Here is a 15082-nt window from a genome sequence, read left to right on the forward strand (position 1 = left end):
TATTCAAATACTCATAAAAAGACATTTAGCTGAAGTTTGTGTTTGATTACTTTTCCAATTTCCAATTTTCATCAATTTCAATTTATATTGATAAAACTAGCAATTCCCAATCTCACTCCACCTCTTTCATAACGGTTATTTTCAAATCCTGCGCCCATTTCAAGTCTGAAAATCCTGAATAAATTGTCCAAAGAATAACCGACTTCCCAATAATGTGGAGAATTGGCTGTTTTTAGATAATTGAAGAAAACGTTTTCTCTCACACCAGAGAACCTAAGCATAGGTAATTGAGTAAGTAAAAATTTTCTGAATTGATAATGGACGATTCCGCTCACATAGTCTGATTGGGAGCTGTATCTATAATAATCCATAAATCTATAGTTTGATGCAACGCCCATGTTGGCAAATATGGTTCTATTGCCTCCAAAATGCACAAAGTCTTGAAAATAGACTTGGTTGTTGTTTAAGAATGAGCCTGCCCTTAGGTTGAAGTCAAGTTTTCCACTGACTCCAAAATTGAAGAAATGCTCAAGTCCAATTTCAGCCAGATCAAAGTCTGCTTGATCTTGGAAGTTTCCGGTTTTAATCCCTTTTGTGTATGAGAATTTTAACAAAGGGGCTGTAGTGTATATTGGAGATTTTCGTCCATTCCTAACTTCATACTTAACCCCAGGCCTCCAATCAAAACTACTGTTCCAAATTAGTGCCCTATGGTTGTCAAAAGCATTTGCTGAAGCCTCAACGTTTTCTGGAATGTTTTCAGTGTATTCTCTTTCGGGCTTATTGTAAAGGCTAAAATTGCTGTTGTTATCCAAGGTTCTTCTGTTGGCATATGTCAGGTTGGTTCTGTAGGTGATGGCATCATTTTTCCTATTTGCAAAATAGAGTGTAGCAAAATCCTGCTCATATAGTTTCATATAGTTTTGTCTTAGCAAAATGGAATACAATGCATTGACTTGTTCGTTGATAGGATTGTCAGCGTTGTATTGAAAAATATAGGAACCTCCTTTTAGACCCAAAGTGTATCCGGGTCTTCCTTTGTTTACAGAATGCCTGATATCCATTGCACTATAAAATTGCTTACTTGAGAATCCATATCTAACCACTGGCTCAAAATACCAAGATTTAACATGGTTTGTGACACTGTCAGCCATTTTGGTGCTTTTACTTATTCTGTAAAAACCCGCTAAGCCCATTTTATAACCTTCTACTGTATTGAATGAAAGTTTGGAGATGTTTGGCTTGAAACCTGCTGATCTTCCCCTGCCAAAATTATAGGTGCCTCCAGATATGATGTCCGTAGCGTTGAATTTTCTCCTTGCCTTTTTAATGATGGTATCATTTTCACTGATCTTGGCAGCCTCAATTACGGCCACACTGTCATCTCTTTTGTAGCCTCTTATTTCTGCTTGAGTGAGTTTTACAGGTCTGATACTGTCCCAATAGCTCAAATCTCTTTTTTTGGCTAAACTATCTATCTTATAGGACCTGTTTGATATTACCTCTACGTTTTCTCTTTCCTTCTCAGCTTCTTTTTCATATTCGTTTATGAGCTTTCGAAAGTCTTTTCGAGTCATTTTGTCTGCCTGAGCCATTTGATCCAAGGCTGAAAGATTTTTGTCGAAAGTACCTCGCTCTTGCGGGATGTCTTCGATTTTTTCATCAATAATGGTTGTTTCAACAATAAGGTCTGGATTTAATTGAACTTTATAATCCCTTGTCGAAGCGAGGTATTTGTATTCACCTGCAAAGCCAAAGAATTTGCCTCCAAAAGTATAAGTGTGTGTTGTGGGCATCCAAACATTTTCTGCAACTTCAGTATACAGTTGTCTTGCATTGATCTCAAAGCCAAGGAGAGATGTTTTTAGGTCTAGGCTATGGATAGCCCAAAGGTCTTCGATTATGAATATAACTCCCTCAAACACCTTTTCTCCTCTAGATCGTGGAGTGACTCTTATTTTATTGATCGTATTGCCATTTTCAACAAATGAGCCTTCAAGCCTAAATCTGTAATAAGCAAATGCAGCAGGTGCTAAAGGGGAAATCGCTTCATTGATTTTTTCATTATAAAAACTTGTAGCAAGGTATGGGGCAGGGGATGTTTGGTTGTTTTCTCCATTAGTTCTGATACTGATTACTTTTTCTTCAATAGTGTTTGGTTGTTTGAAGGTTATTTCAGAAACAGATTCGGTTGTATATGCTTCATTGAGTTTCAAACCTTCTTTTTCTAATTGTTTTTTTATAAAAAATGGAGCATTGGTAAGTTGCCCTGTGCCTTTGAGATATACCATCATACTATACTCTTGAACTTGTAGTCTATGATATTTTGCTTTAGAAATAGCTTTTCTCATTACAGTAAGAGCAGGGTCCTCAGCCTTACTATTTACAGTAACTTCCTGAAGGGCGTAGGTTTGTTGCTGAAGTTCAAAATTCAATTCAACCCATTCAGTTTTTACCTCTACTGTTTGTACTACAGCAGCGTATCCTAGATACTGTACCACAATATCATAATAGCCTGGTTTGAGTTTGTATTCGTATTCTCCATTTTGATTGGTGGGAACCCCATCACCAAGATTCCTTATATATACAGAAGCATATGATAGAGGTTCCCCTAAGTCTGAGTTTACTTTACCTCTAATACCTTGAGCTTTGCTATTATCAAAGACACATATCAAGATAAAAAATAGAAAAAACTTTAAAGTATCTATTGATTTCACCATCTCGTTCAAATTTATGCATGTGAAAAGTAAAACATTTTTATCAAACGCTTTTCTTATCAGGTAAGTTTTTGCAAAAATTAACGGTTTAGTCTTGATCAGGTTTTTTGTGTGTTTTTATATAAAAATCTACTTTTTCTTCATAAGATTCTTCGATATAATATTATTCAATATAATATTTGGTAAAATTCAGTTTCAAGTAATTGAAGGCTGATTTTGATAAAATGTAAAGACTGACAAAACTCAAAAAGCCTTTTTTTTCACATTTATAATAAAATCCGAAAATTTTAACTATTCGAAAAATTCAATCGTTTTCGGTTGCTGATTAATCAATAAAAGTGTGCTTAAGTTGATGATTAGCAAAAAATACCTTTATTCTGTTAACACGTGATTTTACAAATGGCTCATTGTGCGTTTGTTAAAAATTGCAAAATTAAAATTAAACGTTCAACTTGGATGAGAAATTAACTATTAAACCGAAAACCGTTTTTTTCAAAACAACAAACCCTATGAGAAATTATTTACAAAAAATGAAAGTTTTTCTGATGGTTACAGCAATGCTTTTTGCAGCTGTAGTATCGGCAAACGCACAAAGCAGGGAGGTTTCAGGCACAGTCCTGGATAAAACCATGGGTGATCCCCTTCCTGGAGTAACAGTATTGGTCAAAGGAACGACCAGAGGAACAAACACTGACTTAGATGGGAAATTTACCATTCCTCTTCAACCAGGAGATCAAGTATTGGTGTTTTCTTTTGTAGGCTTTAGTGCACAAGAGATTACCATTGGTAACCAAAGTGTAATCAATGTAGAGCTAGATGAGGATATTCAATCTCTTCAGGAGGCCGTAGTAATTGGTTATGGTACACAAGATAAAAAGGAAATCACAAGTTCAGTAGCTAGTATAAGTTCTGAAGGGTTCAATAAAGGTAACTTTCCAAATCCACAGTCATTGTTGACAGGGAAGGTCGCTGGATTGAACATTTCAACTCCTGGTGGATCACCTAATGCGCAGCCTACAGTTAGGTTACGTGGGATTTCCTCGTTTGGAGCGAATTCATCTCCGCTAGTTGTTTTGGATGGTGTGATTGGTGCATCAATAGATGCTGTAGATCCTAATGACATTGAGTCAATCGATGTGTTGAAAGATGCTTCTGCTGCCGCTATTTATGGTACAAGAGGTGCGTCGGGTGTGATTTTGATTACTACCAAAAAAGGAAGTACTAAGAAAGGATTCTCAAATGTCACCATAAATACATTTGGATCAGCGGAACAAGCTACCAACCTTATTCCAGTGTTGTCACCAGATGAATTCCGTGCTAGAAGACCTGAATCATCCGATTTTGGTAATAATACTAATTGGAGAGATGAAATATTGAGAACTGCATTGAATGGAACAACAAATGCATCACTTTCAGGAGGTTTTGAAAACACATCTTATTTCGCATCTGTCAATTACAGAAGCAATCAAGGTATCGTTAAGAATTCTGGAAGAGAAACATTAAATACAAGATTAAACCTTTCTCATGGAGCTTTAAACAATAGGCTGAGAATGAATGTAAACCTTGCATTTACAGATACAGAGGCAAATGATATACCAGGAGATGCATTATTGTTTGCTACAATTTTGAATCCAACCATGCCTGTTTTTGACAATTCTCCAGAAGGATTATTGAATGGGGGGTATTTTCAGCCAACAGGATTTGATAATAACAATCCAGTTGCATTGATCAATACGAGAACAAATCAAACTAAAGTAAGAAACGCTTTATATTCTTACAGAGCAGAGTATGATATCACAGATGATTTGATTGTCTCGGCACAATTTTCCCAAGATATTTTAAACACACTGAACGGACAGTATCTGTCTAGATTAGATGGAGCGCCAAATGGTGGTAGAAATAACAATGGTATAGCACAACAAAACACTTATGATAGAATAAATACTGTCATCTCTGGTAATTTGAGATATGAAAAGGAGATTTTTGATGGTTTGAATATGTCAGTGTTGGGTGGTGTAGAGACACAGCTTTTCGAAGAAAGAGCTTTTGGAGCTCAAGTAAGACAATTCTTATATGATCAAAGCTGGAACAATCTTGGTGCTGCGGGGATTAGATTTGGTAATAATACCAACATCTATAGCAATGCAGCCAAGTCTACTTTGAACTCTGTGTTTGGTCGTGCTAATTTTAACTTTAGAAACATATATTTCTTCTCTGCAACTTTAAGAGCAGAAACATATTCAGGTTTTGGAGCTCAAAATCAAACAGGTTACTTCCCTGCTTTTTCAGCAGGTGCTGATTTGTCACAGATTTTTGACATGGGACCATTTAATCAATTCAAATTGAGAGGTTCCTTTGGTATTGTTGGGCAGTTACCTCCTTCACCGAATTTGGCTCAAAGTATCTTCCTTAATGGAAATAGAATCTTACTTGATGCAAATGACATCAATACTGCTTGGGTTGCTCCATTACAAACTACTAACCCTAATCAATTCTTGAAATGGGAAACAACAAGAGAATTGACATTTGGATTAGACTATGCTTTGTTTGATGGTAAGATCACAGGTAGCATGGACTATTACAGAAGAAATATCGAAGATCTATTGTTCAACGTAGGTGTAAATGTTGGGCAGCCTAATCCTTTTAATCCAGGAGGTTCTCAGCCAAATTATACAGCTGGTTCTATCTGGGCTAACATTGCTGGATTGAATAGTTCTGGCTTTGAGTTCTTGATGACTGCAAATAACATTAACCTAGGAAATGGTTTTACTTGGACTCCAACAGCCGTTTTCACTGTGTATAAAAGAGCTAGAATACAAGATATAGGTACTGGTGGACTTACTCTTCCTGAAATCAGAAGAGGTATTCCTGGTGCTCCAGGGGTAAACAATTCTGATGTAATCAGAAACATAGAAGGTCAACGCGTAGGTGATATCTATGGGCCAAGATTGGTAAGTATAGAGTCTGATGGTACAGCTGTACTTTCTACTACTACACCAAACGAATTCGAAAGGCTAGGAAATGCTTTGCCAACGGGAGACTTTGGTTTTACCAATCAGTTTAACTACAAAAACTGGGATATGAACTTCTTGTTGAGAGGGTCTTGGGGGCATCAAATGTTGAACTCTTTCAGATTGTTTTATGAAGGTGACGGAAATGCTACTTGGAACTCTGTAATTACAAAAAACACTCCTACAAATCCAGTGATTTCAAATGCTCCAGAGCAGATTTCAGATTTCTACATTGAGAGAGGTGATTTCCTAAGACTGGATAACTTACAGATTGGTTACAATGTACCTACTAGGTCGAGTGCCATTTCTAACCTTAGATTCTATGCTGGTGTACAGAATCTATTTACTATCACAAATTTCACGGGTGTAGATCCAGAAGTTAGGTGGACTGATACACTAGACCCAATGAACCCAGACCAATTGGCGCCAGGTATTGAAAGAAGAAGCACTTACTTTGTACCTAGAATATGGACAACTGGATTAACAATAACATTTAAATAACATAAACTGATTTATACTATGTTACGAAATATAAAAGCAATATGTGTAGGGGGAATTGTCGGTTTGACGATGATTTCATGTGAGTTGGAGCAGGAAGTCTTGACAGGGGTGACTCAGGAAAGACTATTGAACGAAGCTCCGCCTGAATTGGCAGAAGTACTGAAACAATCTGCTTACAGTAGGCTATTGAATGATGGCAGCTGGGGTTCTCACGGTGGGTTCTACAGTTATCAAGAGATATCTTCTGATGAACTCTCCATACCTGTAAAGGGTGGTGACTGGAATGATGGAGGGATTTGGGTGAGAGCTCATAGACATACTTGGAATATTGATGATGGCGGATTGAATGGTATTTGGGATGTGCCTTTTAGGGTAATTGCAGAAACTAATTCTTTGATCCAACAGTTTCCTGATGTCGTAGAATTGTCAGCAGAAATGAAGGTCTTAAGAGCGTTCTGTTATTTGGTTCTTTTGGATAATTTTGGTGGTGGAGTGCCATTGGTAATTGAAACAACCACCGATGCAAATCCTCCAAGTTCTTCAAGAGAAGAGTTGTTTAACTTTATTGAGACTAGTGTTTTGGAGAATGCAGATCTGTTGACAAGAGACAATAGAAGATCCAATTTCAATTATTGGAATGCACACATGATACTTGCTAAGCTTTATTTGAATGCAGAAGTGTATATTGGTCAGCCAAAATGGACAGAAGCTAATGCGATGCTTGATTTTATTATCAATGAAGGTCCTTATAGCTTGACTCCAAATTACTTTGCAAACTTCTCTGCAGCTAATAGTAACTCTTCTGAGAACATGTTTACGTTACCTTTTGATGCAAACAATGCTCCTGGATTTAATATTCACCATATGACATTTCATTACGAGTCACAAAAAACTTTTGAACTTGTAGAACAACCTTGGAATGGATATGCAGCTTTAGAAGAATTCTACAATAGCTATGAAGATGATGATTTGAGAAAAAACAACTTCTTGGTAGGACTTCAATTTGCATCTGATGGGGTTACTGTCCTAAGGGATGATGCTGGTTTTGATGGTGATCCTGACGGTGTTGATATTAATTTCACTCCTAATATCAATCAGTTGGAGCCAAATGCTTTTAGACAAGCAGGTGCAAGAGTTAATAAATTTGAGATTCCTATTGGATCACAGTCTAATTTAAATAATGATTTCCCTGTATTTAGATATGCTGATGCATTGTTGATGAAAGCTGAGGTGCTTTTGAGACAAGGAAATGCAGCTGGGGCTTTGGTCTTAGTAAATCAAGTGAGGCAGAGAGCAGGTGTAGATCCTTTTACAACTTTGACAATGGATAGCTTATTGGAAGAAAGAGGTAGAGAATTGTTTGCAGAAGGTTGGAGAAGATCTGATTTGATTAGATTCAATAGATTTGGATCTCCTTGGTGGGAAAAACCAAACTCCCCTGCTACAAGGAATGTCTTCCCAATTCCTTTAAGTAAGATTCAAGGAAATGTGAGATTGACTCAAAATCCTGGATACTAAATTTAAATCCTATATGTTTTTTTAAAGAAGTGTGCATTTGCACACTTCTTTTTAATTATAAGCTAGTACATTTATCCTGCAGGAGGATATATCTGTAATTAATTCGAATCTTCTCAGTGAAAACTACATCCGTACAAATTTATTCCTTGTTTCTTTTTTTTCTCTCATTTTCTTGTTCTGAAAAAATGGAAGAACCACTACTTTTTGAACTAATGGATAAGTCTCATACTGGTGTGAATTTCAAAAATGAGTTGAGCTATACAGAACAATTCAATCCTTATACTTTCAGGAATTTTTATAATGGAGGTGGAGTAGCACTTGGAGATATCAACAATGATGGCTTAGTAGATATTTTTTTTACGGGAAACCAAGTTGAGAATAAGTTATATTTAAATAAGGGGAATTTTCAATTTGAAGATATTACAGAAATGGCAGGTTTGGCTGTGTCTGGGATTTGGTCAACAGGCGTTAGTATGGCCGATGTCAATGGGGATGGTTATTTAGATATTTATATTTGTAAATCAGGGCCACTTGGTGGTGAGCAAAGACATAATGAACTTTTTATAAATAATGGAGACCTGACATTTACAGAGATGTCCAAGGAATATGGTTTGGCAGATGAAGGGCTTTCCCAACATGCAGTGTTTTTTGACTTTGATAAAGACGGGGACTTAGATATGTACTTGCTCAATAATTCGGCAAGATCTATTGGGATCAATGATCTGAGGTTAGGACAGAGAGAGGTAAGGGATCCTTTGGGTGGTAACAAGCTTTATCGCAATGACAATGGGAAATACCATGATGTTAGTGAAGAGGCAGGGATCTATGGTAGTACAATAGGTTATGGTCTAGGTGTGACAGTATCTGATGTAAATAGAGATGGATGGCCTGATTTGTATGTCTCTAATGATTTTTTTGAAAAAGATTATTTGTACATCAACAATGGTGATGGTACTTTTTCAGAAAATTTGGAAAGTATGATGTCAGAGATTAGCATGGGGTCAATGGGTGCGGATATCGCTGACCTTAACAATAATGGCTGGCCAGATATTTTTGTTACTGAAATGCTCCCCTCAGATTTGGAACGGGTCAAAACCAAAACTCCCTTTGAAGAATGGGATAAATATCAGGCAAATGTTAAAGCTGGGTATTTTCATCAATTTACTAGAAATACTTTACAAAGAAATATGGGTTTCAAACCTGATTCGGATGAAGTCCATTTCGTAGAAGTAGCAAGGCAAGCAGGCGTGCACGCAACGGACTGGAGCTGGGGTGCTTTGATTTTTGATGTGGACAATGATGGTTTGAGGGATATTTTTGTCGCCAATGGTATAGTTAAAGATTTGACAGACTTTGATTATGTTGATTATTATGTGAACAATCAGAACTTGATATCCCAATACAAGAAGGATTCTATTCTACTAACAAAAATGATTGATGAATTCCCTTCGGTTCCACAGCAAAACTTTATGTTTCGAAATAAAGGAGAATTTGTTTTTGAGGATATTGCAGCTATTTCGGGTATGAATCAACTGACCTTTTCTACAGGGGCAGCTTATGCAGACTTAGATAACGATGGAGATTTGGATTTGGTGATCAATAACCTGAATGGTGAGGCCTCTATTTTTAGAAATAACAGCAACATAATTAACAAAAACAACTACTTACAAATAGATCTTAACGGAAATTTTGGAGCTAAGGTCTCCTTGTATTCTGGATCCGAAACTTTCTACGGAGAGCATAATCCTGTCAAAGGATACATGTCATCTGTGGATCACAGAATGCATTTTGGACTAGGGCAAATAGACTTGATAGATTCTATTTTGATTGAGTGGCCAAACTCTAAAATCACTTTGCTGAAAAGTGTAGAAGTAAATCAGTTGTTGGTAACGTCTTCTGATAATGCTTCGCCTAAGAGTTTGACTCCAACTTTTATCGCTCAAAGCCCAATCTTGAAAAAATCCAAAAATCAAATTCCTTGGAAGCATCAGGAAAGTGATTATGTGGATTTTGACAGAGATAGGCTTAGGTTTTGGATGATCAGCAATGAAGGGCCAAAAATCGGAGTTGGCGATATAGATGGTGATGGACTGGATGATATTGTCTTGCCAGGAGCTAAAGGACAAGCAACTTCGATTTGGAAGCAATCGTGGGATGGTAGTTTTGCAATGACTCAGGAGTTTACTGAAGATCAACTTTCCGAAGATGTAGAAGCATTGTTTTTTGATGCCAATGGCGATGGTCATTTGGATTTGTATGTTGCATCAGGAAGTGTTGAGTTTGGCTTGGGCAATTCAAATTATCAGGATAGAATTTACATCAATGATGGAAAGGGGAAGTTTACGAAGTCTCCTGACAAAATTCCAACAAGGCCCGAGAGTACATCTTTTGTAAAAGTATTTGACTACAATGGTGATGGGCATCTGGATTTGTTGGTTGGGGGGAGATCGATTCCCTTTGCCTATGGGTTACCCATGGATGTGAGGATTTTGGAAAATGACGGAAATGGATATTTTGAAGATGTTACTATTGCAGTAGCAGAAGTGTTTTTGAAAATTGGTATGACAAGAGATGCTGCAATAGCAGATTTTGATGGAGATGGGGAGTCAGAAATCATCCTTGTGGGAGAGTGGATGCCAATCAAATATTTTAAAAAAAATAAATGGGAAATATGAAGATTTTTCGGAAAAATTCGGTTTGACCAATACTCATGGCCTATGGAATACCATCCAAGTGTTGGATATAAATAATGATGGGAAACTTGATTTTATAGTCGGCAATATGGGGCTCAACACTAGGATGAAGGCCTCCATAGAAAAACCTTTACAACTATATGTGAATGATTTCGATCAAAATGGAAGTGTGGAACAAATCTTAACTCAATATGAAGGAGATTCTTCATTTCCCTTAGTATTAAAGGGGCCTTTGCTAAAGCAGTTGCCATATTTAAGGAAGCAATTATTGAATTATGATGCTTACAAAAATAAAACCTTGGAAACGTTGTTTTCTCAAGATGTACTTGATAACTCTCTAGTTTTGAAAACGCAGATTTTAGAAAGTCAACTATACATAAATGATGGTAAAGGTACTTATAGACATTCTGAACTTCCCTCATTAGTTCAATCCAGTCCGGTATTTACTGTGTTTGCAGAAAAAGATACTCTGAAAAATTGGGAGATTATATTGGGTGGTAATCTTTCAAAGATAAAACCTGAACTAGGGATTAATATGGGGAGTTATGGTTGGTATTTGAAGAGTGACGGTGGTCATATACCTCAACTTGTATCCTCTGAAAAATCAGGGTTGTTTGTAGATGGAGAAATACGCGATATAAAGAAGTTAAGAGGGGTAGATGGTTTCAAGTATTTGGTAGTGAGAAACAATTGTGATATTGTTGTTTTTGAAAAAGGAAGTTGAATAAGTGGAAAAAAATATTGATATGAAATTTAGACTATTGGTTGTTGTTTTGATTATAATTCTTTTCTCTTCGTGCGAAAGAAAGACTGAATATGAAAAAGTAAAACAAAAAGAGTTAAGCTCGGGAAGAGTAGAGGAAGAATTATTTTTAGGACTAAAATTTGGCATGGAAAGAAAAGATTTTTACAGTACCTGTTGGGAAATGAATAAAGAGGGTATCCTTATGCAAGGAGCTCATTCTTTAATGGTAGAATTCAAACCAAGTTTGCCATCTGGAAAAACAGCAAGTATGTTTTTCTATCCTGAGTTTGAAAATGGGAAGATTTTTTATATGCCAGTTGAGTTTCAATATAGCGGATGGTTCCCCACAAATCCAGATTTTAGCTCTCAAAATTTATTGGAAGATGTTGTTGGTTATTTTGAGGAGCTTTATGGCAAAGGGTTTTTTAAGGTAGAAGATTCAAAAGGTACTTTTGCAATGGTGAAAATAGATGGGAATAGGATGGTTAGAGTATATATAAAAAGCTTAAGTGCCGTGAGGGTAGATATTTTGGATTTAAGGATAAAGGATATTAAAGACATTGCTTAATGAAATTTCATAACCACATTTCTGTATTATTAATATCTGGACTTTCTATGTTTTTTTCTTGCGACAAAAAAGAGCAAGAGAAGGACACTTTGTTCGAATCAATTCCATCTTCAAGTTCAGGAGTTACATTTAGCAATAATCTGAAATTTGATGATGCGTTTAATATTTTCACCTATAGAAATTTCTATAATGGAGGAGGTGTTGCTTTGGGTGATATCAACAATGATGGACTTTTAGATATTTATTTCACCTCCAATCAAGGTGACAACAAATTGTATCTAAATGAAGGTGATTTCAAATTCAAAGACATCACAGATATTGCTGGAGTTGCGGGAAATAGAGCATGGAGTACAGGTGTAGCCATGGCGGATGTGAATGGAGATGGCTTTTTGGACATTTATGTTTGTAATTCAGGAGATTTGGCAGGGGATAACAAGCAAAACGAGCTATTTATCAACAATGGTGACGGGACATTCACAGAATCGGCTGAAGTGTATGGTTTGGCAGATCAAGGCTACTCTACACACGCCGTATTTTTTGATTATGACAATGATGGGGATTTAGATATGTATTTGCTAAACAACAGCTATACCGCAATAGGCAGCTTCAATAAGATGCAAAACGAGAGGCCCAAAAGGGATTCTGTAGGTGGAGATAAATTGTTTAGAAACGAAGGCGGGAGATTTATAGATGTCAGTGAAGAAGCTGGGATTTATGGTAGTTTGATTGGTTTTGGATTGGGGATTACCATAGGTGATGTCAATCAAGATGGATGGATGGATATTTTTATTTCAAATGATTTTTTTGAAAAGGATTACCTATATATCAATAATCAAGATGGAACCTTCACAGAATCCCTAGAAAGCTATATGCGTTCGACAAGTGCAGCTTCTATGGGGGCTGATATAGCAGATATAAATAATAATGGTTTTTTGGATATTTTTGTAACTGATATGCTTCCTGAGCCTTTAGACCGTCTGAAGCAGGTGACGACATTTGAAAGCTGGGATAAATTTCAATTTAACCTTCAGTATGGATATCATTACCAATTCAATCGAAATATGCTTCATGTCAATAATGGAGATGGTAGTTTTAGTGATATGGGAAGGTTTTCCAATGTGGAAGCAACAGATTGGAGCTGGGCGGCACTGTTTTTTGATATGGATAATGATGGTCACAAAGATATTTTTGTGGCGAATGGAATCTATCAGGATATCACAGATCTCGATTACTTGAATTTTATAGATAATGAAGATACTAAGCGAAAGATAATCACACAGCAAGGCGTCGATTATCATGCACTTGTAGACCCAATTCCCATTAACCCAGTTTCTAATTATGCTTTTCAAAATAAAGGCGAGCTACAATTTACAAATGTAATTCATGAATGGGGAATGGGGGAGCCTATTCATTCTAATGGTTCGGCTTATGGAGACCTAAATAATGATGGAGCTCTAGATTTGGTTATCAATAATGTCAATCAAGTTGCCATTATCTATAAAAATAGAAGTAGGGAGTTTTTTCCGCAGAATAACTTTCTCCAGATAAAACTAGAGGGCAAACTTGGAAACACATCAGCAATTGGTACGCAGATACGACTCAAATCAGGAGATAAAATTTTTTATCAAGAGCATATGCCTAATAGAGGGTTTCAGTCTTCTGTAGATCCTAAGATAACCTTTGGGCTAGGCAATGTGGATAAATTAGATGAAATTCAGGTAAGGTGGCCTGATGGTAAAGTGTCCATTTTGAAAGAAATCACAGCTAATCAGTTATTGACCTTGACATGGGGCAACGCCGAAGAAAACCCGGAGGGGTTTGATTTTTTCGAAATACCAAATCTTTCCAAGTTCGAAAAAATAGAGAAAAATAACATCTTGGATTTTGTACATGTTGAGAACCAATTTGTGGACTTTGATAGAGACAGATTGACTTACCACAAACTCTCCACTGAAGGGCCAAAAGCAACTTTCGGGGATGTGAATGGTGATGGATTGGAAGATGTATTTCTTGGGGGAGCAAAAGGTTTCGCAGGGCAATTATTTATTCAAACTTCCAAGGGCACATTTGTCCAATCCAATCAAAAGGCTTTTGAAAATGATAAGGTTTCTGAAGATACTGACGCTGTTTTTTTTGATGCCAATGGAAATGGATTCTTGGATCTGTTGGTGACTTCCGGAAGTAACGAAGCCGCATTTGGAGTTTCTGAATTGGCAGATAGGCTTTATATAAATAATGGTAAAGGTGTTTTTACTAAAGCAGAGAGTAATGGGTTGGAAACCTTGAGGCATAGCACCTCTGTCGTCAAAGTGTTGGATATCAATGGTGATGGGTATTTGGATTTGTTTGTGGGAGGTAGACTTATTCCTTTTGTCTATGGTGTCAATGCAAGCAGTTTTATTCTAATCAATGATGGAAGTGGTAATTTCAAGGATGAAACATCCCGTTTTGCTCCAGAACTTAATGAGATTGGACTAGTGACGGACGCAGCATTGATAGATTATGATGGGGATGGTAGAGATGATTTGATTCTGGTAGGTGAATGGATGGCTCCCACTTTATTCAAAAATACAGGAGGTAAATTGGAGAAGATAGAAATGCCAGAATTTCAAGCTTATAAAGGCTGGTACAGAACGATAGAAATCGGAGATTTTAATAATGATGGGCTACCTGATTTCGTACTTGGGAATCATGGTTTAAATAGTAGGTTTAAGCCTTCTAGCGATTCTCCAATAAGAATGTTTGTGAATGATTTTGATCAGAATGGAAGTGTCGAGCAAATCCATACCAAAAAAATTGAAGAAAAGCATATTCCTTATATTCTAAAACACGAACTTGAAAAACAAATCCCATCTGTTAAGAAAAAATATCTTAAATATAGTAGTTATAATAGAGAGAGTATCGAAGATATTTTTGGAGCGGAAGTATTGGCAAAATCTGTAGTTCAAGAATTCAATTTTGCAGCTTCTGCCGTAATGATGAATCTAGGGGAAGGTAGGTTTGAAGTAAAGCCCTTGCCTAGAAAAGCTCAAAGATCATGGATGTTTGCGGCTCTTGTGACGGATATTAATGGCGACGGCATTCAAGATATCATCATGGCAGGAAATTTAGAAGGTGCCAAGCCAGAAGCAGGTCAATATGATGCTAGCTACGGAGAAGTAATGATTGGGAAAGGTGATGGTACTTTTGAATATTTGGAAAACAGAACTCATGGTTTGAAGCTCGAAGGTGATATTAGAAATTTGCACGAAGTAAATATCAAAGGGCAAAGAATGTTGATGGTTGTGAAGAACAATAAGCCTTTGGAGTGGTGGTCTTTTTAGTAATCA

7 protein-coding genes are annotated in these 15082 nt (G+C 36.7%); 6 read left to right on the forward strand and 1 reads right to left on the reverse strand.

The features are described from left to right. Window positions 1-77 precede the first annotated feature (77 nt). Window positions 78-2720 (reverse strand): DUF5686 and carboxypeptidase regulatory-like domain-containing protein, encoded by a 2643-nt coding sequence (locus MM213_RS04470; RefSeq protein WP_241410277.1) that lies wholly within the window; start codon window positions 2718-2720, stop codon window positions 78-80. Between the two features lie 506 nt (window positions 2721-3226). On the opposite strand from MM213_RS04470, the gene MM213_RS04475 reads away from it, so the two are divergent. The 6 genes from MM213_RS04475 (at window position 3227) to MM213_RS04500 (ending at window position 15076) form a co-directional block, all read left to right on the forward strand. Beyond that, window positions 3227-6229, forward strand: a complete 3003-nt coding sequence (locus MM213_RS04475) for a SusC/RagA family TonB-linked outer membrane protein (protein ID WP_241410278.1) — start codon at window positions 3227-3229, stop codon at window positions 6227-6229. Window positions 6230-6247: 18 nt separating this feature from the next. Further along, on the forward strand, window positions 6248-7747 hold the full coding sequence (locus tag MM213_RS04480; RefSeq protein WP_241410279.1) for a RagB/SusD family nutrient uptake outer membrane protein: 1500 nt from the start codon (window positions 6248-6250) through the stop codon (window positions 7745-7747). A gap of 185 nt (window positions 7748-7932) precedes the next feature. Then, on the forward strand, window positions 7933-10422 hold the full coding sequence (locus MM213_RS04485; protein WP_241410280.1) for a VCBS repeat-containing protein: 2490 nt from the start codon (window positions 7933-7935) through the stop codon (window positions 10420-10422). 22 nt (window positions 10423-10444) lie between these two features. Beyond that, the gene (locus MM213_RS04490) at window positions 10445-11164 is read left to right on the forward strand and encodes a hypothetical protein (RefSeq protein ID WP_241410281.1); all 720 of its coding nucleotides are present in this window, start codon (window positions 10445-10447) and stop codon (window positions 11162-11164) included. 4 nt (window positions 11165-11168) lie between these two features. After that, window positions 11169-11753, forward strand: coding sequence for a hypothetical protein (locus MM213_RS04495; RefSeq protein WP_241410282.1), 585 nt, complete (start codon window positions 11169-11171; stop codon window positions 11751-11753). Next, window positions 11753-15076 carry a VCBS repeat-containing protein gene (locus tag MM213_RS04500; RefSeq protein ID WP_241410283.1) on the forward strand — a complete coding sequence of 1108 codons (3324 nt, stop codon included), beginning with the start codon at window positions 11753-11755 and terminating at the stop codon, window positions 15074-15076. Before MM213_RS04495 ends, MM213_RS04500 begins: the two co-directional genes overlap by 1 nt. The last annotated feature ends 6 nt before the right edge of the window (window positions 15077-15082 follow it).

It is taken from the genome of Belliella alkalica, from assembly GCF_022549785.1.
Classification (GTDB): Bacteria; Bacteroidota; Bacteroidia; order Cytophagales; family Cyclobacteriaceae; genus Belliella; species Belliella alkalica.